Annotated in this window: 26 protein-coding genes; 17 read left to right on the top strand and 9 right to left on the bottom strand. The window is 68.4% G+C overall.

Annotation, left to right across the window (positions count from 1 at the left end):
* Positions 1–3 precede the first annotated feature (3 nt).
* Genes N4S67_RS20730 through N4S67_RS20775 form a run of 10 tightly spaced genes read left to right on the top strand, consistent with a single transcriptional unit; the run spans position 4 to position 8084 of the window.
* A complete protein-coding gene (locus tag N4S67_RS20730) occupies positions 4–1140 on the top strand; it encodes a polyprenyl synthetase family protein (protein ID WP_390893462.1) in 1137 nt (378 codons plus the stop codon).
* Positions 1140–2642, top strand: a complete 1503-nt coding sequence (gene crtI / locus N4S67_RS20735; RefSeq protein WP_260995275.1) for a phytoene desaturase family protein — start codon at positions 1140–1142, stop codon at positions 2640–2642. Before N4S67_RS20730 ends, crtI begins: the two co-directional genes overlap by 1 nt.
* On the top strand, positions 2639–3577 hold the full coding sequence (locus tag N4S67_RS20740) for a phytoene/squalene synthase family protein (RefSeq protein ID WP_260994906.1): 939 nt from the start codon (positions 2639–2641) through the stop codon (positions 3575–3577). Before crtI ends, N4S67_RS20740 begins: the two co-directional genes overlap by 4 nt.
* A gap of 2 nt (positions 3578–3579) precedes the next feature.
* A complete protein-coding gene (locus N4S67_RS20745; protein ID WP_260995276.1) occupies positions 3580–3924 on the top strand; it encodes a lycopene cyclase domain-containing protein in 345 nt (114 codons plus the stop codon).
* On the top strand, positions 3921–4250 hold the full coding sequence (locus N4S67_RS20750) for a lycopene cyclase domain-containing protein (protein WP_260994907.1): 330 nt from the start codon (positions 3921–3923) through the stop codon (positions 4248–4250). Before N4S67_RS20745 ends, N4S67_RS20750 begins: the two co-directional genes overlap by 4 nt.
* Entirely contained in the window at positions 4247–4963 is a 717-nt protein-coding gene (locus N4S67_RS20755) for a class I SAM-dependent methyltransferase (RefSeq protein WP_260994908.1), read from the top strand. Before N4S67_RS20750 ends, N4S67_RS20755 begins: the two co-directional genes overlap by 4 nt.
* Positions 4960–6477 carry an FAD-dependent oxidoreductase gene (locus N4S67_RS20760; protein ID WP_260994909.1) on the top strand — a complete coding sequence of 506 codons (1518 nt, stop codon included), beginning with the start codon at positions 4960–4962 and terminating at the stop codon, positions 6475–6477. Before N4S67_RS20755 ends, N4S67_RS20760 begins: the two co-directional genes overlap by 4 nt.
* Positions 6474–7493, top strand: coding sequence for a DUF5914 domain-containing protein (locus tag N4S67_RS20765; protein WP_260994910.1), 1020 nt, complete (start codon positions 6474–6476; stop codon positions 7491–7493). Before N4S67_RS20760 ends, N4S67_RS20765 begins: the two co-directional genes overlap by 4 nt.
* 38 nt (positions 7494–7531) lie before the next feature.
* On the top strand, positions 7532–7747 hold the full coding sequence (locus N4S67_RS20770; RefSeq protein WP_260994911.1) for a hypervirulence associated TUDOR domain-containing protein: 216 nt from the start codon (positions 7532–7534) through the stop codon (positions 7745–7747).
* Complete coding sequence (locus N4S67_RS20775; protein WP_260994912.1) at positions 7740–8084, top strand: DUF3140 domain-containing protein; 345 nt, start codon at positions 7740–7742, stop codon at positions 8082–8084. Before N4S67_RS20770 ends, N4S67_RS20775 begins: the two co-directional genes overlap by 8 nt.
* Here N4S67_RS20775 and idi read toward each other — a convergent pair.
* Both idi and N4S67_RS20785 read right to left on the bottom strand, forming a co-directional pair.
* On the bottom strand, positions 8023–8613 hold the full coding sequence (gene idi / locus N4S67_RS20780; RefSeq protein WP_260994913.1) for an isopentenyl-diphosphate Delta-isomerase: 591 nt from the start codon (positions 8611–8613) through the stop codon (positions 8023–8025). The two genes, N4S67_RS20775 and idi, sit on opposite strands and share 62 nt — an antisense overlap.
* 96 nt (positions 8614–8709) lie before the next feature.
* Complete coding sequence (locus N4S67_RS20785; protein WP_260994914.1) at positions 8710–9612, bottom strand: MerR family transcriptional regulator; 903 nt, start codon at positions 9610–9612, stop codon at positions 8710–8712.
* Between the two features lie 149 nt (positions 9613–9761).
* On the opposite strand from N4S67_RS20785, the gene N4S67_RS20790 reads away from it, so the two are divergent.
* Entirely contained in the window at positions 9762–10196 is a 435-nt protein-coding gene (locus N4S67_RS20790; protein ID WP_260994915.1) for a hypothetical protein, read from the top strand.
* Between the two features lie 4 nt (positions 10197–10200).
* Here N4S67_RS20790 and amaB read toward each other — a convergent pair whose 3' ends face one another.
* Positions 10201–11754 carry an L-piperidine-6-carboxylate dehydrogenase gene (amaB, locus tag N4S67_RS20795; protein WP_260994916.1) on the bottom strand — a complete coding sequence of 518 codons (1554 nt, stop codon included), beginning with the start codon at positions 11752–11754 and terminating at the stop codon, positions 10201–10203.
* Positions 11751–12992: a 2-oxoadipate dioxygenase/decarboxylase gene (gene hglS / locus N4S67_RS20800; protein ID WP_260994917.1), complete on the bottom strand. Its 1242-nt coding sequence runs from the start codon at positions 12990–12992 to the stop codon at positions 11751–11753. The genes amaB and hglS overlap by 4 nt, the downstream gene beginning before the upstream one ends.
* 30 nt (positions 12993–13022) lie before the next feature.
* On the opposite strand from hglS, the gene N4S67_RS20805 reads away from it, so the two are divergent.
* A complete protein-coding gene (locus N4S67_RS20805; protein ID WP_260994918.1) occupies positions 13023–13493 on the top strand; it encodes an Lrp/AsnC family transcriptional regulator in 471 nt (156 codons plus the stop codon).
* On the opposite strand, the gene N4S67_RS20810 is transcribed toward N4S67_RS20805, so the two are convergent.
* Together N4S67_RS20810 and N4S67_RS20815 are read right to left on the bottom strand one after the other, a co-directional pair.
* On the bottom strand, positions 13494–13820 hold the full coding sequence (locus N4S67_RS20810; protein WP_260994919.1) for a hypothetical protein: 327 nt from the start codon (positions 13818–13820) through the stop codon (positions 13494–13496).
* The gene (locus tag N4S67_RS20815) at positions 13804–18267 is read right to left on the bottom strand and encodes a cation-translocating P-type ATPase (protein WP_260994920.1); all 4464 of its coding nucleotides are present in this window, start codon (positions 18265–18267) and stop codon (positions 13804–13806) included. Before N4S67_RS20815 ends, N4S67_RS20810 begins: the two co-directional genes overlap by 17 nt.
* Before the next feature lie 104 nt (positions 18268–18371).
* Between N4S67_RS20815 and lat the strand changes: the two genes are divergently transcribed.
* Positions 18372–19688 carry an L-lysine 6-transaminase gene (gene lat / locus N4S67_RS20820; protein WP_260994921.1) on the top strand — a complete coding sequence of 439 codons (1317 nt, stop codon included), beginning with the start codon at positions 18372–18374 and terminating at the stop codon, positions 19686–19688.
* Here the strand turns inward: lat and N4S67_RS20825 are convergent.
* On the bottom strand, positions 19685–20245 hold the full coding sequence (locus N4S67_RS20825) for a restriction endonuclease (protein WP_260994922.1): 561 nt from the start codon (positions 20243–20245) through the stop codon (positions 19685–19687). The genes lat and N4S67_RS20825 overlap by 4 nt on opposite strands.
* 126 nt (positions 20246–20371) lie before the next feature.
* On the opposite strand from N4S67_RS20825, the gene N4S67_RS20830 reads away from it, so the two are divergent.
* The 4 genes from N4S67_RS20830 (at position 20372) to usfY (ending at position 22558) form a co-directional block, all read left to right on the top strand.
* Positions 20372–21055 (top strand): PAS and ANTAR domain-containing protein, encoded by a 684-nt coding sequence (locus tag N4S67_RS20830; protein ID WP_260994923.1) that lies wholly within the window; start codon positions 20372–20374, stop codon positions 21053–21055.
* Between the two features lie 104 nt (positions 21056–21159).
* A complete protein-coding gene (locus tag N4S67_RS20835) occupies positions 21160–21543 on the top strand; it encodes a hypothetical protein (protein ID WP_260994924.1) in 384 nt (127 codons plus the stop codon).
* On the top strand, positions 21540–22160 hold the full coding sequence (locus N4S67_RS20840) for a flavodoxin family protein (RefSeq protein WP_260994925.1): 621 nt from the start codon (positions 21540–21542) through the stop codon (positions 22158–22160). The genes N4S67_RS20835 and N4S67_RS20840 overlap by 4 nt, the downstream gene beginning before the upstream one ends.
* Positions 22161–22249: 89 nt before the next feature.
* A complete protein-coding gene (usfY, locus tag N4S67_RS20845) occupies positions 22250–22558 on the top strand; it encodes a protein UsfY (RefSeq protein ID WP_260994926.1) in 309 nt (102 codons plus the stop codon).
* A 69-nt stretch (positions 22559–22627) separates the two neighbouring features.
* Here usfY and mbp1 read toward each other — a convergent pair whose 3' ends face one another.
* Positions 22628–22864, bottom strand: a complete 237-nt coding sequence (gene mbp1 / locus N4S67_RS20850; RefSeq protein WP_260994927.1) for a microaggregate-binding protein 1 — start codon at positions 22862–22864, stop codon at positions 22628–22630.
* A gap of 117 nt (positions 22865–22981) precedes the next feature.
* Positions 22982–23179 carry a hypothetical protein gene (locus N4S67_RS20855; RefSeq protein ID WP_260994928.1) on the bottom strand — a complete coding sequence of 66 codons (198 nt, stop codon included), beginning with the start codon at positions 23177–23179 and terminating at the stop codon, positions 22982–22984.
* Between the last annotated feature and the right edge of the window lie 112 nt (positions 23180–23291).

A 23291-nucleotide genomic window follows, 5' to 3' on the forward strand; every position in this document is an offset into this window, starting at 1 on the left:
CGGTTGAGCGGCATTGACGAGAAGACGCGCGGGCCCTTGTCGGCGCCAGCATCATCTGCCAATCCAACGGTCAGCCTCGGCACCTCCTTCGGCGCGTGGCACCGCAGCGTCGCCGATTCCGTGCAGGCGGCGATCGATGAATTCATCGCCGACCGATGCACCGAACATCTCGCATGCGCCGGCGTGGACGCCGCAGCCGACGTATTGCGTGACTTCGCCGTCGGCGGCAAATGCCTGCGTCCGACATTCATGTACCTCGGCTGGCGCTGCGGGGCCGACGACGACCACGCCGCCCTGCGGGCGGCCGCGAGCTTCGAACTGCTGCACGCGTTCGCGCTGCTGCAGGACGACGTCATGGACGGCTCGACGATCCGGCGCGGCAAACCGGCGGCGCATGTGGCGTTCGCCCGGTGGCATCGGGAGCGTGAACTGCCCGGATCGTCGGACCGGTTCGGCGAATCGGCGGCCGTCCTGCTCGGCGACCTCTGCCTGGTCTGGTCAGCGCAGATGCTCCGCGAGAGTGGTGTCGACGCCAAAGCCCTGGCACGGGTCTGGCCGCGGTACGACGAGATGCGCACGGAGCTGGCAATCGGGCAGTTCGCTGATCTCGTCAACGACGCCGGGGCGTTTCCGGCCCTCGATCAGGTGCTCGACGTGTCCCGTCGCAAGTCGGGCAACTACACCGTGCGACGGCCGCTGGAGATCGGCGCGGCCATGGCAGGTTGCAGTTCGCGAGTGCTGGCGTCCCTGGGCACCTACGGTGAGGCGGTGGGGGACGCCTTTCAGATGCGTGACGACGTGCTCGGGATCTTCGGCTCCCCGACGGTCACCGGAAAGCCCGCCGGTGGGGACCTCATCGAGCGCAAGGCCACCAGCGTGGTCGTGGCGGCCTACCAGCTCGCCGACTCGACTGTGCGCGGCCAGCTCAAGGAGTTGATGAGCCGACGCGACCTCGACGAATCCGACGTCGACCGCTGGCGGGGGCTCATTCTCGCCACCGGCGCTGTGGACCGGATCGAGCAGATGATCGACTCGCGGCTCAAGCGTGCACTGGAACGGCTCGACGCCGCTCCGCTCGACACGGCGGTCAGGGCGGCGCTGGGCAGCATGGCTTCGGCATGCGCAGAGCGGGCCGCGTGATGAAGAGCCTCAATGGCCCGACCGACCGCGTGGTCGTGGTCGGCGCCGGGCTGTCCGGCCTGTCGGCCGCGCTGCATCTGGCCGGCCGGGGCCGCGCCGTGACCGTCGTCGAGCGCGGCGAACATCCCGGCGGCCGGGTCGGCAGGCTGGACATCGACGGATACCACCTCGACACCGGCCCAACGGTGCTGACGATGCCAGACATCATCGAGGACGTGTTCGCGGCGGTCGGCGAAAACATGTCCGACCGTTTGCAATTGGAGCAGGTCTCACCGGCGTACCGCGCCTCGTTCGCCGACGGCAGCGCCCTCGATGTCCATAGCGACCCGGACGCGATGGCCGCCGAAGTGCAACGCTTCGCGGGCAGCGATCAGGCCCAGGGATATCTGCGGCTGCGCGAGTGGCTGACCCGGTTGTACCGCGTCGAGTTCGACGGTTTCATCGCCGCCAACTTCGACTCGCCGCTGTCGCTGGTGACGCCCCAGTTAGCACGGCTGACGGCCATCGGCGGCTTCCGACGGTGGGACCGGATGGTGCGGCGGTTCATCACCGACGAGCGTCTCTCGCGGGTGTTCACCTTCCAGGCGCTCTACGCCGGGGTGCCCCCGCAGCGCGCACTGGCCGTCTACGCAGTGATCGCCTACATGGACACCGTGGCGGGCGTGTACTTTCCCCGCGGGGGCGTTCGGGCCCTGCCCGACGCCCTGGCCGCCGCCGCGGCCGATGCCGGTGTCGAATTTCGTTACGGGTCATCGGTTTCGGGATTGGAGCACGGCAGCGGGCGGGTGAGCGCGGTGCTCACCGATACGGGTGAGCGGATACCGGCCGACGCGGTGGTCCTCACCACGGAACTGCCCGACACCTACCGACTGCTCGGCAGGACGCCGCGGCGGTTGCTGCCTCTGCGCCCCGCGCCGTCGGCGGTGGTCGCCCACGTCGGTTGTCGCGCGGTGGGAGACGCCGCCGGACACCACACGATCATGTTCGGCGACGCGTGGCGCCAGACGTTCACCGACATCATTGACGACGGACGGCTGATGTCCGACCCGTCACTGCTGGTGACTCGGCCGACCGCGGGCGATCCGAGTCTGGCCCCCGAGGGCCGCGACCTGCTCTACATTCTGGCGCCTGCGCCGAATACCGCGGTGGGCAAGGTGAATTGGGCGAAAGAAAGCTCGGCCTACGCCGACCGGATCGTCCGCGCCGCGGCCTCGCGGATTCCCGCTCTCGGCGTCGACGCCGAACTGTTGCACGTCGTCGATCCGTCGGACTGGGCCCGCCAGGGGATGGCCGCGGGCACGCCGTTCGCCCTTGCCCACACCTTCGGCCAGACCGGCCCCTTCCGTCCCGCCAACACCGTGCGCGGAGTCGACAACGTGGTCCTTGCCGGTTCCTCGACGGTGCCCGGAGTGGGGGTGCCCACAGCGCTGATGTCCGGACGCCTGGCGGCGGACCGGGTCACCGGCGTAGCGGCGACAACCTCGCGGGTGGTGCACACGTGATCAGTTCCGAGTTGGATGCCGCAGGCGTACGCGATCCGGCGTTGCGCGAGGCCTACCGACAATGCCGAATCCTCAACGCGCAGCACGGCAAGACGTTCTTTCTCGCGACCAGGCTCCTGGCACCGGCACAACGGCCTGCGGTGCACGCGCTCTACGGATTCGCCCGGCGCGCCGACGACATCCTCGACGACTTCGACGACCGTCAGACCACCGCGCAACGCGCGGACCGCCTCGAGCAGCTGGGCGCGCAACTGTTCACCGCGCGCGTCGACGGCGCGCCCAGCGACGATCCCGCGTTGGCGGCGGTGGTGCACACCGCCCGCAAGTACGACATCGGGTGGGACCTGTTCGATGACTTCCTCGAGTCGATGCGCATGGACCTCACCGAGACCGACTATCCCAACCGCGCGGCGCTCGAGAAGTACATGTACGGCTCGGCGGAGGTCATCGGGCTGCAAATGCTGCCGGTGCTCGGCACGGCCGGGCCGCGTGAGGAGGCCGCGCCGTACGCGGCCGCGCTGGGAAAGGCGTTCCAGCTCACCAACTTCCTGCGTGACGTCGACGAGGATCTGCAGCGCGGCCGGGTCTATCTGCCGGCCGACGAACTCGCCGCCCACGACGTCGACCGCGACCTGCTGTCGTGGTGCCACGAGAACCGGCGCACCGACCCCCGGGTTCGTCGCGCGCTTGCCGAGCAGCTCGGCGCAACCCGGCGGGTCTACGACTACGCGGCGCGCGGCATAGCGAAGTTGCATCCGCGATCGCGTCCTTGCGTCGCGGCTGCGCTGACGCTGTACTCGGAGATACTGGATTGCATCGAGGACATGGATTTCGCGATCTTCAGCCATCGCGCCACCGTCGGCACCGGTAGACGTCTGCAGGTTGCCGCAGGGGGCTTGCTGAAGGCATGGCGAGCGAGGATGAGCGGAAACTGAGCATGGACCGCTGGCAGTACCTGTTCGTCCTTGCCGCCTGCCTCGCGATCACGGCTCCCCTCGAACTTCTGGGCTCCGGCGTGTATCGCCAACTGCGGCGCACCGCGGGAGCCGTCCTGCCGGTGGCACTGGTTTTCGTCCTGTGGGACGCGGTGGCGATCGCCGCCCATGTATGGACGTACAACCCGCAGTACATCTCGGGCATCGAACTGCCCCTCTCGATGCCGATCGAAGAACTGTTGTTCTTCATCGTCATTCCGCTGTGCGGGCTGCTCACCTACAACGCGGTCGACACCATCCTGTCGTTTCTGCAACGGATCCGGTCCCGTTCGGAGCAGAGGTCATGACCGGACTCGGCTACACCCTGCCCGCGGTCGTCGCCGTCGTGGCGGTACTCGTGCTCGAACTGCGCGTGCTGCGCACCGGCCTGTTTCGCCGTCCCGCGTACTGGATCTCCATGGTCATCGTGCTCGGCTTCCAGATCCCGGTCGACGGCTGGCTGACCAAACTGTCCGCCCCGATAGTCATCTACGACGAAAAGCACACCAGCGGCATCCGCTATCCGTTCGACATCCCGGTGGAGGACTTCCTGTTCGGGTGGGCGATGGTGACCGCGGCGCTGCTGCTGTGGGTCCGCGGACGATCGCGCAACCGTGACGAGGAGACGACGTGAGCGTCGACAAGAGCCCTGCCGACATCCCCGCCGCATTCGACGCCGGAGCACCGAGCTACGACAAACTCGTAGACGCGAACCCGGGTTACCACGAGCACCTTCTCATCTCGGCCCGACGGATGCGGCTTCGAAGTGACGGCAGGGGCCTGCGTCTGCTCGACGCAGGCTGCGGCACCGGCGCGTCGACCGCGGCGCTGCTCGCCGTCGCACCGCAAGCCGAGATCATCGGGGTCGACGGCTCGACGGGCATGCTGGCCGAGGCGGCCGCCAAGGTGTGGCCGCCGTCGGTGCGCTTCGTCCACAGCCGCATCGAGGACATCACCGCCGCGGGCGTCGAGGGTCCGTTCGACGGCATCTTCGCGGCCTATCTGATCCGCAACGTCGACGATCGCGACGCGCAACTGCAGGCCTTCCGCGCGATGCTCCGACCCGGGGCGACGCTGGCCGTGCACGAGTACTCGGTGCGCGATTCGAAACTGGCCACCGCGGTGTGGAACGCCGTCTGCGCGACGATCATCATCCCGAGCGGCCGCCTGCGCAGCGGCGACGACTCGCTCTACCGCTACCTGCGCCGCAGCGTCAACCAGTTCGACGGTGCGGAGGCGTTCCGCAAGCGGCTGCGCGACAACGGGTTCACCGCGGTGCGCAGTGAGACCATGCCCGGCTGGCAGCGCAACATCGTGCACACCTTCCTCGCGGAGGCGCCCCGGTGACCGATCCCCGCCGCGTCACACTGCCCGCCGCCACCGGACTGCTGTCGGCGTCCGCACTGTCACGGCGACCGCACGCGGTGGTCGTGGGCGCAGGGATCGCGGGGCTCGCCGCAGCGGCCGGGCTGGCCGAACGAGGTGTCACCGTCGACGTCCTCGAACGCGAGCCGCACCTCGGCGGCCGGGTCGCCGGATGGGCGGACACCCTCGACGATGCCACCCCGGTGGCGATGAACCGGGGCTTTCACGCGTTTTTCCGGCAGTACTACAACCTGCGAAAGCTGCTGCGGCGCATCGATCCCGACCTGGGAATGTTCCGCCCGGTCGACGACTACCCGTTGGTTGACGGGCACGACCGCTACGACTCGTTCAAGGGACTGCCCCGTACACCGCCGGTCAACGCCCTGGCCTTCGCGCTACGCAGCCCCACGTTCCGGGCGCGAGACCTGGTGCGACTCAACGCCAGAGCCGCAGCGCCACTGGCTTCAGTCTCGGTACCCGACATCTACCGCAGACTCGACCACATCGACGCAGAAACCTTCCTCCGTGACATCAACTTCCCGCCCGCGGCGCGGCACCTGGCGTTCGAGGTGTTCTCGCGCAGTTTCTTCGCCGAGCCCGCCAAGCTGTCGGCCGCCGAACTGGCAGCCATGTTCCACATCTACTTCCTGGGCTCCAGCGAGGGTCTGGTCTTCGACGTGGCGAATGCGAACTTCGATGTCGCGCTGTGGAATCCACTGCGAGCGTACCTGGAGAAGCACGGTGTGCGATTCCTGATTGGCACCTCGGTCAAGCAGATTCAGGCCGGTACGCATTTCACGGTCAGCGGCGACACCGGCGACGAGTACCGCGCCGACGCGGTGGTGCTGGCCACCGATGTGGCGGGGCTGCGGCACATCGTCGAGAACTCGCCCGGCCTCGGGGCCGATGCGTGGCGGCAGAAGGTGGCCGCTCTGGGCACCGCGCCGCCGTTCGTGGTGCAGCGGCTGTGGCTGGACCGGCCGGTCAATCCCGACCGGCCCGCGTTCCTCGGCACCGGCGGACGTCCGCCGCTGGACAATGTGAGTGTGCTCGATCGCTACGAGCGGGAGGCCGCCGAGTGGTCGCAGCGCACCGGCGGATCCGTGGTCGAATTGCACTCCTACGCGGTGACCGATGCTCGAGACCTGTCCACCCGGTTGCGAGCACGACTGCACGAACTGTTCCCGGAAACCGCGAGTGCCAACGTCGTCGGTGAACGAATACTGCGCGCCGAGGACTGCCCGCGGTTCGCGCCGGGCGACTTCGCCGACCGGCCGCCCGTCGTGTCGCCGCAAGACGGTCTGGTTCTGGCCGGCGACGGCATTCGCATAGACCTGCCGGTCGCGTTGATGGAACGCGCCGCCACCACCGGTTGGTTCGCGGCCAATCACCTGTTGCGGCGGTTCGGCCTGGCCGGCCACGTCCTGCACACCGTGCCGAACCAGGGCCGTTCGGCGGTGTTGCGACGGCTCGCCACCCGCGGAGAGCAACCGTGAGCAAGCTGGCCGAACTGCGTGCCCGGGTGGCGAAGTCCATCCCGCTCGAACTGTTGCCCCCGCTGCGGTGGGCAGGCCAGGGCCCGACTTACCGCGACGCGGTGCCCGCCGTCATCGATTCTGCGCTGCGGCGCTCACAGAATCGGCCGAGCGGCAATTGGTTCGCGATCGCCGCCAGTGAAAGTGTCGGCACGCGCCCGCTCGGGACGTCGGTCGCCGGCGTGGAATTGGTGGCGTGGCGGGGCGAGGACGGCGAAGTGCACGTGGGGCCTGGCGCCTGCCCGCATCTCGGTGCCGATCTGTCGACCGGCGTCGTCGACTGCGGTGCGCTGATCTGCCCCTGGCACGGGCTGCGCCTGACGGGCAGCCGGCATTTCGGCTGGGCGCCATATCCGGCTCACGACGACGGTGTTCTGGTCTGGGTGCGGCTAGACCGCATCGGCGGCGAAACGCCGACTGACGCGCCGCTGGTGCCGCGCAGGCCGGAAGGCGCGCGGCTGCAGACCGTTGCCCACCTCGTCGGGACCTGCGAGCCACGCGACATCATCGCCAACCGTATGGACCCGTGGCACGGATCCTGGTTTCACCCTTACTCGTTCACCCGGCTCGAGGTGCTCACCGCGCCGCCGGTCGGCGACGACGTCGGCGACGAAGCAGACCACTTCCTCGTCGCGGTCACCTTCCGGATCGGCCGCCTCGGCGTGCCGGTGATCGCCGAATTCACCGCGCCCGAACCGCGCACGATCGTGATGCGCATCGTCGACGGGGAGGGCGCGGGAAGTGTCGTGGAGACACACGCAACCCCGCTGGCGCCGGGGCCGGACGGACGGCCGCGCTGCGCGGTGCTCGAAGCGGTCGTCGCGCACTCCGATCGGCCCGGCTTCGCCTACGCGCTGCGTGGCGCTTTCCTGATCACCCCCGCAATGCGCCATGCCGCGGCCCGGCTGTGGCGCGACGACCTCGCCTACGCCGAACGCCTCTACGAGCTCCGAAGCAGGCGACAGCCGCTCGATTGAATCGGTTATGCATCGCTATCGGGGGTACCCGAACATCCATGGCGAAGGATTTGAGCAAAGGCGACAAGGTCACGTGGCAGAGCCACGGCACCACGGTTCCCGGCACGGTCGAAGAGAAGATCACCTCGGACGAGAAGGCGGCAGGCCGCACAGTGAAGGCGTCCCCCGATGAGCCGCAGTATCGCGTGAAGAGTGACAAGAGCGGCAAGGACGCCGTCCACAAACCGGAGTCGTTGAAGAAGAAGCATGGCTGAGACGACGAGGGACGACACCGCCACCTGGGACGACTTCACAGGGGCGGTGAACATGACTGCGAGCGAACTCGCGAAGTGGTTGGAGTCCGACGAGTCCAAGGACGTCGGCCAGAAGTCCGCGGCGGGCGGCGAATCGACGGGCCACGCCAGCGGTCGCCAGATCGTCTCGATCCTGGAATGCAAGAAGGGTGATCTGACCGACGACGACTACGGGCACATGCGCAAGGTCGTCGGGTACGTCAACCGCCACCTCGCGCAGCGACCGTCAGGCGATATCAAGGAATCTGCGTGGCGCTACTCACTGATGAACTGGGGCCACGACCCGTGTAAGACATGACCCCTGCGGCGTCGAGTTCGGGGATCTGATCCACCGCCCACGGGCTAATCGACCAGGGCAGTCGGGTAGCGGTGATCAAGTGCTCCCACGGCACCCAGGTGAAATCCATGACTTCGTCGGGGTCGACGTGAACCGGGCTGTCGATGCGGGCGCAGAAGACCGGACAGATCTCGTTCTCCACAGTGCCGTCGGCCGCGACCGCGCGGTAACGGAATTGCGGCAGAAGACATTCCACCGAAGTGATGGTCACACCGAGTTCCTGGAAGCCGCGGCGGCGGACCGCCTCGTCGAGCTGTTCGCCAGGCGCGGGGTGCCCGCAGTAGGAGTTGGTCCACACTCCCGGCCACGTCTGCTTGCCGAGTGCGCGCCGGGTCACGAGCACGCGGCCCGCCGCATCGAACAGATAGCAGGAGAACCCGAGGTGCAACGGCGTGTCCTCGTGATGCACCGAGGCCTTTGCCGCAGCGCCCACGTGCTGCCCGCGTTCGTCGAGCAGCACCACGAGCTCGGGTTCACTGGTGGTCGTCATTCGCCTTCTTTCGCTCCTCACGTCCGCGGGCGTTCTGCTTTGACCCGCGCCATCCCGTTAATACCCTCTCGATGCGGAAGTGATGCACTCCGGCAGCTAACCGGAACCGGCCAGTCGGGCGACGGCATCGATGAAAGTGGTCTCGTACGGCACCGAACGGGGCAGCGCCGCGGCCTCCCAGCCGGGACCGACCACCACCACCGACGCATGTGCTTGCGTCAGAGCCTCGATGGCGGCCACATCCGCGGTGTCAGGGGATTGTGCCCACAGCGCCACGGTGCTGCGGTTCGTATGCCGCGCCAATGCGTCGAGCAGCGCGGACTGCGGCACCGCAGCGCCGAGCATCAGCGACGTGCGATGGCGCTCGCTCAACGCAGCACGCAGCGCTTCCAACGGCAGGGTGTGCGCCTCGTTCTCGGTGCAGGCCAGGATCACCGGCGCGGTTTCCTGATTCACCCCTGCGTGGTGGCCTGACGGCACCCGTTGCAGCGACCGGGCGACCGTCCACGACAGCGCGTGCTCTACATCGATGCACCCGACGCCTGCGCCCTGCTGCGCCTCGATAGTGACGAACGCCGGCCGTATCAACTGGTTCCAGGTGTCCACGACGCCGTAGTGCCGGAAGTGGTTGTCCAGTTGCCTGCCCATCTCGTCGACGTCCAGTTCGAACGCCGCCGACAGCAGCGAGGCGGCATCTGCGCGGTTGGGGGACGTGGCGTGCATCGCGGCCGCTGCGGCACTGCGTGGATTGACGCCGCGGCGAACCAGATCGCCCATCTCTTGCAGCATCGCGATGTCGGCCTCGCTGTAGAGCCGGTGACGGCCGGGCGTGTGGCCGGACGGCCCGACTCCGTAGCGCTGATTCCAGCTGCGCAACGTCGCCGTCGGCACGCCGAGACGCTCGGCCACCGCGCGCACCGTGTAGCGCGGCAGGCTGATATCGGCCTCGGCGGGCGCGTCGTCGCTATAGCGGCGTTCGGGTCTGGGTGCTCGGCTCACAGCCCCTCACGGATCATGGGCGCATGTAGTTGGCGGTCGGTCGGAACAGAACTCCCGCCAGACTAGGGATGCGGGTCCGTGCGGGTGGGCGCCTTCGTGTGAATCGACGCAAAACTGATGCATTTCGTTCGTTCGGAACTGGGTACTTAATGGCGGTGACCGGCAACGAAGACACTCAGCATAAGCGCCCAGAGGGGATTGACGACGCCACGGTCGAGGCGGTGGGTGCCGTCTCGGAGGCCCTGGAGTGGGTCGAGCGTGCTCGCGGCGCTCTGTACGACTTTCACCAGCTCATGGGCCGCGCCGACCTGACGCTCGGCGACGCGTGCGACAAGCTTCGCGATGCGGGCCATGGCGCGCAGGCAGACCGGCTGGAAAAGGAGGTCGTCGGCCGCAACGTCATCTACGGCAGGTGGACGTTCCAGATCGTCGAGGACTTCGACGACAACTACTGGTCGGTGTTCCGCGACCACGAACGGCGGGTCCGTGACGAACTGCAGGACGGCAAGCGCCACATCTTCGAGGCCGAGATGAAGGAGGACCGGCGCACCAAGGGGAACACCGGCCACGAATACCGGCCGTAGTGCGTCAGCCGAAATGCACGCCCTGAGCCAGTGGCAACTCCGATGAATAGTTGACGGTGTTGGTGGCCCGGCGCATGTAGGCCTTCCAGGCGTCCGATCCGGACTCGCGGCCGCCACCGGTCTGCTTTTCACCGCCGAACGCCCCACCGATCTCGGCACCCGAGGTCCCGATGTTGACATTGGCGATGCCGCAGTCCGAGCCCTCGGCGGACATGAACCGCTCGGCCTCACGCATGTCGAGAGTGAAGATCGACGACGAAAGACCTTGCGGCACCGCGTTGTTCAACGCGATTGCCTCATCGAGCTCGTCATAGGTCAGCACATAGAGAATCGGCGCGAACGTCTCAGCGTGCACCACGTCGGTCTGCGCGGGCATCCGAACCACCGCGGGCGCAACGTAATACGACGTGTCACCCGCTTCACCATCGAAGATTCTGCGCTCGCCTCCGAAGACTTCTCCGCCGTCCGTGCGCGCCGTGTCCAGAGCGCGAACCATGTCCCGGTACGCGGTCTCGTGAATCAGCGGCCCGACAAGGGTGTCGGCTGCGGCGGGATCGCCGACGGGCAGCTGGCGGTAGGCGTCGACGATTCTGCCCACCAGCTCGTCAGCGATCGAGCGGTGCACGATCAGCCTGCGCAGCGTGGTGCAGCGCTGACCCGCGGTACCCGCGGCCGAGAAAACGATGCCGCGCACCGCGAGGTCGAGATCGGCCGACGGGGTCACGATCGCGGCGTTATTGCCGCCCAACTCGAGGAGTGCCTTCCCGAAGCGCTGTGCCACCCGCGGACCCACCTGCTGACCCATGCGCACCGAGCCGGTAGCCGACAGCAGCGCCACCCGGGGATCGTCGACGAGGCGCTCGCCGACGTCCCGGCTGCCGAGCACCAGCCGGCTCACCCCGCGCGGTGCTCCGACATCGTCGGCGGCCCGCTCGATCAGCGCCTGACACGCCAGTGCGGTCAGCGGCGTGAGCTCCGAGGGTTTCCACACCACCGTGTCGCCGCACACCAGCGCGATCGCGGTGTTCCACGACCACACCGCGACCGGGAAGTTGAACGCTGTGATCACACCGACAACGCCGAGCGGGTGCCAGGTCTCCATCAGCCGGTGGCCGGGTCGTTCGGAGGCGATGGTTTTGCCGTACAGCTGACGCGACAGCCCGACGGCGAACTGGCAGATGTCGATCATCTCCTGCACCTCGCCGAGGGCCTCCGAGGTGATCTTGCCCGCCTCGATGGTGACCAGCTCGGCCAGCTCGGACTTGTGCGCTACCAGCAATTCGCCGAGGCGGGCGACGAGCGCACCGCGGACCGGCGGCGGCGTGGTCCGCCACGTCGTAAACGCCTGCGCCGCTTCGGCGATGGCCGCATCGGCCTGCTCTGCGGTGGTTTCGGGAACGCTGAACAACGTCTCCCCGGTGATCGGGGTGCTGGCTACCAGCCCGGGATCACCGGGTGGGGTGAGTGCCGTCGTCGCGCCGACTGCCCGCAACGCGGCGCGGACCCGGTCGCGCAACTGCTCGGCCGCCGGAAGGGATGTGGTCGTAATGGTGGTCATGACGCGGCTTTCTCGTAGAGCTCGTAAGGGTTGTGGATGTGGTGGTGGATCTGCCCGGCCATCCAGTCCAGGCTGTAGTGCGAGTCGTCGCGCACCGCGGCGGCGTGCGTGTCGGTGTCGAGGTTGGAGCGGAAGATCCCGGCTGCTGATGCAGGCAGGAAATCCTCGTAAACAACGGGTTTCGTGCAATCCCCACCCCGGTAATAGGCCAGCGCCGCCGAGGCCATCTCTTCGTCCGTCGCCGGGAAGTGCTTTGCCCACACCTCCGCCGACGCCGCCCCGGCGGGCATTTCAGCCATCGCGGCGTCATAGCGCTCACGGCCCTTCGGGGTGAGGGCTACGCCTCGTGCCTCCACTTCGCCGAAGCGCACCCGCAGGGTGCCCTCGGAGACGGCGCCATCGCCGTCGCGGAAGCGGCGCGGCTCGGCAAGTGCCCGAAACGACGTCTGCCGCAACAACACCTCCGGTCCCGGCCAGCGCGGCGGTCCCTGGATCGCGTCGATCATCATGACGCCGCGCTCGGTCATGCGCCGGTACAGGTCGTCGATGTCGAGCACCCGCGGGGTCAGATGGTTGATGTGGGTGCTCGTCACGCCCGCGATGTCTGCGGCCACCGCCGAGACCCTGGTCAACTCCTCGTACCAGCCGCGGTCGATCGGTTCACGCGACAGGGCGAACGCCGACGCCGCGGCCGCGACGAAACGCTCGGCGCGCTCGGGAGCCGCGCCGCCGTCGGCGGCGATGCGGCGGGCCTCGGCGATCAGCGCGGGGTCGAACAGTTGCCGCTCGGCGACGAACCGCTCAACCCGGTCGCGAAGGGCAGGGGCGAAGAACCGGGCGTCGGCGGTGGCCAGCATCGAGGTGAACACCCGGAAGGGGTTGCGGGCCAGTTCTTCTGAATCGACTGGCCGGAACGCAGTCGAAACGACTGGGACCGGTGAGGCTGCTTCGCGCAGATCGTAGAACCCGACGGGGTACATGCCGAATGCGGCGAACAGATCGGCGACTTGTGCGAGTTCGCGCGCACTTCCGACCCGGATGGCACCGTGGCGCTCCGCAGTCACCCGCGCAAGCGAGCCCAGCCGTTCGGCATCGGGTGAGTGGGCGGCGTAGTCACGGTTCACCTCGGCGGAGACCTCGACCAGCGTGGTGTAGGCAGGCACTTCGGCGGCGTACATACGCGACAGCGCGGCGGCGAAACTCGCGCGCAGCTGCCAGGTTTCGAGACGCCGGCTCATGACCGCCACCGGCTCGGATACAGTGCCGCCATGGGTGACGCCGAAGACTCGCAGGCCCATCTCGACGAGATCGATCGAATACTGGCCCGTGAACTGGTGGCCGACGGCCGGGCAACGCTCGCGCATCTAGCCGCCAGCGCAGGCCTGTCGGTGTCGGCGGTGCAGTCCCGGGTGCGAAGGCTGGAGGCGCGTGGCGTGGTGATCGGGTACCACGCGCGGCTGGACCCCGAGGCGGTCGGGCACCAGTTGTCGGCGTTCGTCGCCATCACCCCTCTCGATCCGTCTCAACCCGATGATGCGCCTGCTCGGCTGGAGCACATAGCCGCCATCGAGTCCTGCTATTCGGTGGCAGGCGAGGAGAGCTACGTGCTCCTGGTGCGTGTCGGGTCGGCGCGGGCCCTGGAGGACCTGCTGCAGCAGATCAGGACCGCAGCGAATGTCCGTACGCGAAGCACCGTCATCTTACAGACGTTTTACGACGGGAGGCAATTCGTACCGTAATTATTCCGGTCCAGTAGTGGTTTCGCCGTCATTTTTGTGCTCACGACCGCTGATCAGGGCGTGGCCCGCGCCGATCGCCACCGCTACCGGCCAGTCCACCAGCTCGATGGCCACCAGCGCGGCCAGCGCTCCGTAGAACGCGAGCTGGTCTGGACGCGGAAACGGGACGCGGCCGAGGACGGGCAGCCTCAGCGCGAAGTGGTCGGCATCGCGCACCCGACGGGCGGTGTCGCGGTGCGACGACACCTGGCCGTCACCTTTCGTTGTCTCACCGGTCGCGTGTCCCTCACCGTTTCGGCGTTCGTGGGCCTTACCTTGCGAAGTCATGGGGAACCTTTTCAGCGCTCTTGGGCAAGACGCGTTGCTCGGTGGCGCGGTCCGTGTCCTCACCCCGCCGCTCTGTGACATCTACGCCGTTCTGGTGCGCGCCGGCGTCGTCGTCATCGAAGACGACTGACTCCTCGCCCGACGCGGTCGTGCCGATGCGCGCCGCCAGCACGCGCGACGCGAGCGCCGAGATCATCGTCGCCGCGACCGCGGCTCCGAACGCCTGACTCCACGCGATCGGCCCGACGGGCGTGCAGCCGAACAGCTGACTGACCCCCGGCGTGCTGACGATGCCGATCATCACCGCGAATGTCCCGACGTTGGTCGCCACCACCAGTGGACCGTGCGAGTCGATCAACGTCTGCAGGATCTGGGTCGACACCAGACCGATGAGGGCCGCCGTCGCGGCCCGCCGCCGGCTTCCGGTAACCCGAGCCATCAACCACGCCGCGGTTGCCCCGCCGGTGGTGGCCGCCCCGCGCACCGCGATGGCCCGCCACATCACCGACTCGTCGCGGTCGGCGCGTCCGGTTGCCGACTGCGGACTGACTGCCAGCGCGGCCGCGGGCAGCGCGTCGGTCAGCATGTTGACCAGAAGCATCTGCCGCGCGTTGAGCACCGAGTTGCCGGTCAGCAGGCTGCTGATCAATGCGAAACAGACCTCGCCGGTGTTGCCGCCCAGCAGCACCGAGACCGCCGACTGCACCCTGCGCCACAGTTGGTTGCCCTCGTCGATCGCGTCGATCAAGGCGTCGATGCGCCCGTCGAGCAACATCACGTCGGCCGCGGTGCGGGCGGGGTCACTGCCCTCGGAGGCCACCCCGATCCCGACGCTGGCGGCCCGGATCGCCGCCGCGTCGTTGGCGCCGTCGCCAACCATCGCCGTCACCATGTCGATGCGTTCCAGCGTCTGCACGACGTCGACCTTGTGTTCGGGCGTCATCCGGGCGAACACCGCGTGCGTGCGCACCGCATCGGCACGCTCGTCGGCCGACATCGTCTCCCATTCGTCGCCGGTGACGACATCGTCCGACCGGACGTGCAGCCCCAGATCGCCGGCCACCACCGAGGCGGTGACCGGGTGGTCGCCGGTGATCAGCCGCACACCGATCCCGCGGTTGTCGAGTTCTTTGAGCAGATCGCCTGCGGCGGGCCGCAGCGTATCGGCGAGTCCGACCACCCCGACGGGACGCAGGTTCGCCGTGCACAGCGTTTCCAGCCGCTCGGGATCGGCCGCGGCGGCCTTGGCGTCCTCGTCGGTGAGGCGGCACTCCGCGACGGCCAGCACGCGCAGCCCCTCGGCGGCCAGTTCGTCGAGCGCCTCGGCCAGCTGCCCATTCACCTCGCCCAGCGCTGCGGTGATCTTCTCGGGTGCCCCCTTGATCTGAAGCCGGTTCCCGAAAAGCGCCGCCGCGAACGGGCGGTCGGACTGGAACGGCAGCACCGCGTCGGGTTGTGCGGTGGTGCGGGCGCCGCTGTGTTCGGCGGCCCGCAGGATCGCTTCGTCGGTCGCGTGGTCGGGGCGCTGGCCGTTCTTGACGACGACAGTGTCTGCGGCCGTGCGCAGTACCTCGTCGGAGTCGAACCCGTCGAGCGCCCGAAGCGCCTTGACCTGCAACCGGTTCTGGCTCAGGGTGCCGGTTTTGTCGAAACACACGACCCGAACGCGGGCCAGCGCCTCGACGGCGTGCGGATTGCGGATCAACACCGACTCGCCGCTGAGCTTGCGAGCGGCCGCCAACTGCGCGAGCGTCGCCACCAGCGGGAGACCCTCGGGCACCGCAGCGACGATGACACCGACCGCGCTGGCCACCGAGTCGCGCAGCGGAGTGCGGCGCAGGAAACTCAGCACGCCGACCACCGCGCCGCCGCCCAGGGTCCACGGCAGCGCCCGCGACGTGATGCGGCGCAATTGCGACTGCAGGCCGATCTCGCGTGACTTCGCCGGCGCCATCGCCATCGCCCGTCGCATCTCCGAACTCGCCCCGACCGCGGTGACGACCCCGACCGCGGTCCCGGCCACAAGCGTCGAGCCCCCGTAGATCATGCACGCGCGTTCGGCCAGCGGCGCGCCCGGCGTGGCATCGGCGGTCTTGACCACCGGCAGCGACTCGCCGGTCAGGGACGACTCGTCGACCTCCACGCTGTCGACGTCGATGAGCCGGGCGTCGGCGGGCACGACTTCGCCCGACCGCACCTCGATCACGTCGCCGGGCCGCAACTTTCGCGCGGGCAACTCCTCTACGAGGTTCGCGTCGGCGGCGCCCGCGCGTCGCCGCGCGGGCGGCTCCTGCACGGCGAGCAGTCGTCGCGCGGGCGGCTCCTGCACGGCGAGCAGTCGTCGCAGCACACGCTCGGCATGCAGTTGTTGTTCGGCGGACAGCGCCGCGTTGCCCAACAGCACACTGCCGACCAGTGCGGCGTCGAACGGCGAGCCGAGCATCGCGCTGGCGATGGCGCCGGTCGCCAGTATCGGGGTGAGCGGATCGGCCAGGTTGGCGCGGATCTCGCCGACGAAATCGCGCGCGTAGCCGAACGATCCGCCGACGGCGTCGAGCACCGACCGGGCCGCGGGCACGGCATCGAACACCGACCGGGACGGCTCGTCGGCCTCCCGCGGCTGCTCCGGCAGCAGGCGGCGCACCTCGTCGACGGGTAGAGCGTGCCAGTCGTGGCCGGGTTCGGGGCTGGGCACCGGATCGCCGAACACCCGGTTGCCCGACCCATATCCGGAGAGCAGGCCCGCGACGGCCCCGGCGTGCACGGGTATCGGTCCGCTGCCGACGACGCTGGGAATCAACATCAGCGAGCCCAGCGCGGTACTCGACATCGACAGCTGCACGCCCTTCGCGCTGGCGTCGCGCGCGGCGGGCAGCGCGTGCAGGATCCGCCACACGGCGAGGAGGTCGTTGACGAACAGGTCGGCGCCCCAGGGCGGCGGCTGGTCATCGCGACGCAATCCGATCGTCACGTCGGCGGCCTGCGGAATCGCCATGTCGGGCACCGTGAGCAGCAGCACGGTCTTGCCGTCGGCCTTGGCCGCGGCGACGGCATCGGCCAGCGAGTCGTTCAACGAGTCGCCAAGCGGGTGCAGACGATCGAAACCCTGTGCCAGCGAACGTAATCCGTCATCGCGCACTGAGACCAGCGTCGGCCGCGTCCTACGCGCCTCGGCGAGCACCGCCGCCGCGAACGGGTCGCGCACCGGGCTCACCAGCGCGTCTCCTTTGCCGTTCGCGCCTGGGATGTCGGCAAGCCGATGCCAGCCGGGGCCGAGCTTTCCGTCGGCGAGCGCCGTGCGCGCCGCCTCCCAGGCCTTGGCCCGGTGTGAATTGGTCAACCCGCGGACACGGCCGACCATCAGGTCGTCGGTGTAGAGCGCACGCGGGTCGACCACGACGGTGTCGACCCGGTCCAGGATGCGCAGCGCCCTCGGCCGCATGATCAGCACGTCGTGCCGGTTGGCCAGGCCGCGGCCCAGGGCGCAGGCGAAGGCTTCGCGCGTGGCGCGCACGGGTTTGGGAACGGTGACCACCGCCGCGGATGCCGCAGTGCCGACACTGCCCGTCAGGGCGCCGAGCACCGCGGCAGCGCCGAGACCGGCCAGTCCCGCGCGATCCGCGTAGCGATCGGCGGGGCCCTCCGACGGTGACCGGTTGAAGTCGGTTTCGTGGTCGCTGGCGGCGTGCTCGGCGAGTTCGGGTTCGTGTCTGCGCCAGGACATTCGGCCGTTCCACGCCTCGGCCGCCAGCATCGTCCGGTTGGCGGTCTCGAACGCGGCGGATACCGGCGACACCGTCAGCGCCGCGGCGGTCGAGTTCACCACCGCGAACAACAGGTCGGCGCCGTCGGAGCCGAGACCTTGTTCGATTTGCCTGCGTAGCCGCGGCACGTGGTCGGACAGCGTCGGAATCGCCGAGAAGGCCTCAGGCAACCCGCGCAGCCGAAGGACGCTGCCGGCCACCGAGAGACCGAGGCCGGCGGCGGCCACCGCGGCGCCCGCGGTGCGCGCGACCAGCAGCGCGTCGTCGCCTGGGAGGTTGAGTGCGGGCTGCTTCACCGCGCGCGCGGCGCGTTCGGCGTCGGCGACCACGCCGCACAGCGCCTCGGCAGCGGGACCGTCGGCGTCGACCGTGACGACCAGTCGGGCGACGGAGCGGTTCAGCACCGCACTCTTCACGCCCGCCGTGGCTTTGACCGCCTTGAGCACCTCGCGTCCGACGGCCGAACCGTTGTCACCGCCGAGGCCGCGAACCTCGACCCAGAGTCGGTCGGAATTGGCGCTGTAGCGCCGTGCCGGCGGACCACCGACTGCCTCGACGGCCAATGCGGCCAGTGTTCCCGAGGCTCCCAGGGCCATCCGCGTTCCGGCCGCGGCCAACCGCAGCGGCGCGATGGCCAGTCCGAGTCCGGGCAGGGGCAGACGCGGAGTTCGGAGCAAGGCCATGAGGGGGAATTACCGCGCGCTTCAATATGCAAACCGATCCCGCGTACAGGAATATATCCGGCCCTACGGCGATAACACCGTAAAATATGCGCTACGATCGGCGCATGACCGCTGTGCTGACACCTGTAGGGATCGGCCCTGCCGACGTCCGAGACGTCCTGACCCGCAGCATCCTGGCCGACGGCTTGGACATGGTCCTCGATCTCGAGCAGTCCGCAGGCTCCTACCTCGTCGACGCCCGCACCGGCGAGCGATACCTGGACATGTTCACGTTCTTCGCGTCCTCGGCACTGGGCATGAATCATCCTGCGCTGGCCGACGACGAGTTCCGCGCCGAACTCGCGCGCGCCGCGGTGAACAAGCCAAGCAACTCCGATGTGTACAGCGTGCCGATGGCGCGCTTCGTCGACACCTTCGCCCGGGTGCTCGGCGATCCTGCGCTGCCGCACCTGTTCTTCGTGGACGGGGGAGCGCTGGCCGTCGAGAACGCGCTCAAGGTCGCTTTCGACTGGAAGAGCCGGCACAACGAGGCACACGGAAGGAGCGCCGAACTGGGCACCAAGGTGCTGCACCTGCGCGGCGCTTTCCATGGCCGCAGCGGCTATACCCTGTCGCTGACCAACACCGACCCGAACAAGGTCGCGCGTTTCCCGAAGTTCGACTGGCCCCGTATCGACGCGCCGTATGTGCGGCCCGATGTCATCGACATGGATGCCCTCGAAGCCGAGTCGTTGGCGCAGGCGCGGGCGGCGTTCGAGGCGCACCCGCACGACATCGCCTGCTTCATCGCCGAACCGATCCTGGGCGAAGGCGGCGACCGGCACATCCGGCCGTCGTTCTTCGCGGCGATGCGCACGCTGTGCGACGAGTTCGACGCGCTGCTGATCTTCGACGAGGTGCAGACGGGTTGCGGGATGACCGGGACCGCCTGGGCTTACCAGCAATTGGGTGTCGAGCCCGACGTGGTCGCGTTCGGTAAAAAGACACAGGTGTGCGGTCTCATGGCGGGCCGGCGGGTCGACGAGGTCAGCGACAACGTCTTCACGGTCGGCTCGCGCATCAACTCCACGTGGGGCGGCAATCTCGCCGACATGGTGCGGTCACGGCGCATCCTCGAGGTTATCGAGGCCGACGGGCTGATCGTCCGTGCGGCTCAGGCGGGGCGCTATCTGCTCGACCGGCTCGCCGAACTCGCCGAAGAGTTCCCCGGCGTGGTCCTCGACGTTCGCGGTCGTGGGCTGATGTGCGCGTTCAGCCTGCCCACCGCCGAGCAGCGTGACCACTTGATTGAGCGGCTCTGGGAGCGCCGAGTCATCATGCTGGCCAGCGGGCCCGACAGTGTGCGGTTCCGGCCCGCGTTGACGGTGTCGCGCGACGAGATCGACACCGCCATCAACGCGGTTCGCGAAGCGCTTCGCTAGACGTCGGCGACCGGCCGGGTGAGGCGCCGGATCGTTGAGCGCAGCCGCACGAGCTCGTCGCGACCGACCAGCTCGCAGCCGTGCAACTCGGCGAGTTTGCGTGCGGCCGGGGTGAATTCGTGGTTCGTCACGACCATGGTGGCGGTGCAGTCCTGCATTGGCGCACCGGCCACCACCTCCTGGACGGCGCCGGCGCCGACCGGCCGGGACTGCCGTTTGCACTGAATGGCGAGGCGATTCGGTCGTCTGCCGACGATGATGTCGACGCCCCAGTCGCCGGTGATCGACGTCATGATGACCGGAGCCCCGCACGACCGGGCCACACGCGCGACGTAGTCCTCGAACTCGATACCCGACATCTGTGCGATCGGGTCCTCACGCGGGTGGGCGGTGCGCACCCCTGACACTGCGCCGAAGAAGAAGCGCGGAGTCGCGGCAAGGATTACCGGCGCGAGCGCTCCGATCACCACACCCCACACCGGCGTCGTCCCGGCCGCCCAGGCGGTCGCGCCCGCGGCGACCGCGACGCACGCGTACGTCTTCGGGCCGATGTTCACGCCGCGAATCGTAGGATCGGGCACCGACGAATAACCGCGACACGCGCTGGCGGGCCGGCTGTCCATCTGAAGTTCTCCCAGCGCGGCCTCAGCATCCTGCGCCGTCGCGCGGGCTAATGTTCAGACATGACGGATGAGGCGTCGGAACCCGGCGGGCAAACGTCCGTCGAGCGGGCCCTCGCCGGGGGCGACCCGCAGCGCGTCGGCTGGTTCCGGTTCTACTTCGCCGACGAGCGCTGGGAGTGGTCGCCACAAGTCGAACGTATGCACGGCTATCAGCCAGGGACTGTTCAGCCGACCACCGATCTTGTGCTCTCGCACAAACATCCCGACGACTACGGCCAGGTGGCCGCCACGCTCAACGAAATCCGCCGCACCTCGGCGGCCTTCTCCACGCGCCACCGCATCATCGACACCCACGGCAACATCCGCCACGTCGTGGTCGTGGGCGACCAGCTCTACGAGAGCGGCTCGGGCAAGGTGATCGGCACGCATGGCTTCTACGTCGACGTCACGCCGTCGATGAAGGAACGCCGCGAAGACATCGTGACCGAAGCGGTCGCGGAGATCGCCGAGGCGCGGGGCGCCATCGAGCAGACCAAGGGCATGCTGATGCTCGTCTACGGAATCAGCGCCGACGCGGCGTTCGAGCTACTCAAGTGGCGATCCCAGGAGACCAACACCGAGCTGCGGGTTCTCGCCGAGCAAATCACGAAGGACTTCCTCGACCTCGAGCACGACGGGACGCCGCCACCGCGCACCGCGTATGACCGGCTCCTGCTCTCCGCGCATCTCAGAGTGCAGTCCTGACCCGAATGTGACGTCCTCACCCGGACGTTTATTCGTTCGACGTCGCGGGAATTCTGGGCCTCGTCATAACGGGGGCCTTCGGCCAGCAATCGGAGTGGGTGCACGTGTATCGGACGCCAGGCGATCTGCGAGGCAATGCGCAGCAGGATGACGCGGGAGTGCGGGACGCGGTGCGCTTCGGCGTCGGCGTCGCCGCGGCCGGCATCGCGTTCCTCGTGGTCGCCGCGGTATGGGTCAGCACGTGCAGCGGCTCCGTCGCCGACACAGCTGCCTGCGGTGCGCCGCAGCGCACTCTGCTCGCGGTGGGCGCCCCGGCCATCCTGCTCGCCGGCGGGCTGCGCGCGTTCGTTCGGACGTACCAGACGTGGCGCCGCAACGAGACCTGGTGGGTCTGGCAAGGCGCGGGCTGGCTGCTGATGACGCTGATGCTGCTGATTGTGATGATGAGCATGCCTGAGCTCGCCGGACCCGCGGTCTTCGGCTGGTGACTGCGGATCGACCGCTGTCCGCGCTGGCCCTGGTGTGCAGCTTGAAGAAGAGCCCGACTCCGTCGAGCAGCGAGCTGCTCGCCGAACAGGTCTGTGAACAGTTGCGCAAGGCCGGGGTGCTGACCGAAGCCGTGCGTTGTGTCGACTACGCGATTGCCCCTGGCGTCGAGGCGGACATGGGCGACGGCGATGAGTGGCCGAGCATCCGGCAGAAGCTGTTGAACGCCGACATTCTGGTACTGGCCACCCCGATCTGGCTCGGGCATCCCTCCAGCGTCACGCAGCGCGTGCTGGAGCGAATGGATGCCGAGTTATCGAACACCGACGATGCGGGGCGGCCCGCCATGGTCGGCAAGGTTGCGGTGGTCGCAGTCGTCGGCAACGAAGATGGGGCGCACAAGGTCGTTGCCGACTGCTTCCAGGGGCTCAACGACATCGGCTACACGATCTCGGCGCAGGGCTGCACCTACTGGAATGACCACGCGATGGGTTCGACCGACTTCAAGGAACTCGACGAGGTACCCGAGGAGGTGGCGTCGGCCACCGCGGCCGCGGCCCGCAACGCCGCCTTTCTCGCCGGTGCGCTCAGAGACGCGCAATACCCGCCCTACCAGTGATGTCGTTTTCTCGACGGCGGCGTCGGGTAGTCCTACCGTGGGAATCAGCCCATTCACGCGGGTGAAGGTATGCCGAGGGAGGAGTACCGATGAAGAGCCCGAAAGATCCCGTCGATCACTCGAGGACGACGAGGCCGCACGCCGGCGAGACGATGAAGGACACCAAGAACCTGCCCGCACTCATCGTGGTCGGTTTGGCGCTGGTGGCGTTCGTCTCGGCGCTGGCCGCTCACGGCGCAGGACACCACGATGTCGGGGTTGGCCTCGGCAGCGCATCAGCGGTGTTGCTGGTGGTCGGTGTGGCGTGGCTGGGAATCGAACACCTTCGCGTTCGCAAGATGGAAGATCGTTGGCACGCAGAGCATCCCGAGGCCGAACGTCAAAAGCCCAGCTCTTAGCCGGGTAGGCGAAAAGGACATGAAAAAGGCCCAGCCGGATGGTCCGGGCTGGGCCTTTTCATTGAAGATCTACTGCTCGGACTTCTGGCGCTCTTCGGCGGCCTTAGCGCCACCGCGCGCTGCCTCGGCTTCAGCTTCCTTCTGAGCAGCGTTCTGCTGGGCGTCGGCCTTGTCCTGCTGGGCCTTGCCCTCGCGGACCATGTCGTCACGGCCGGTCACAGTGCCGACTGTTTCCTTCGCCTTGCCCTTGACGTCCTCGACGACGCCCTTGATGCCTTCTTCGGGCCCACTGTTCTTCTCGGTCATGCTCACCCTTCCGCTTGTCGCGTGGATCAATCACAGGCCCATATTTGGGCCACACGAGGGTTTCCCCACGCAATCACGGTGTTCCCGAACGCCGGACGGGCTAAACGGCTGCGCCGATCAGTCGTGGTCCCTGCGTTCCTCGGGGTCGAGATCCACCGTCTCCAGCTGTTCCTGCCAATCTGCCGGCGCAGCCTCCAGCGGCGGCGTTTGCGGCCGCTGGGCGGCCGCCTCGTCGTCGGGCACGCTGGTGTCTTGACTCTGCTCGACGGCGTCGGCGACCGGGACCTCGTCGGGGAGCTGCTCGCTGTCGCGCATGGCGGTGCGGGTACCCGGGGTGCAGTCGTCGGAAACCGCCGCCGCGGCGCTTCGAGCCGGAATGCGAATGAGCTGTGGCCACTATGCGAAAACTCGGGCGTTCCACCGTTTT

Source organism: Mycobacterium deserti (genome assembly GCF_025345615.1).
GTDB classification, from domain to species: Bacteria; Actinomycetota; Actinomycetes; order Mycobacteriales; family Mycobacteriaceae; genus Mycobacterium; species Mycobacterium deserti.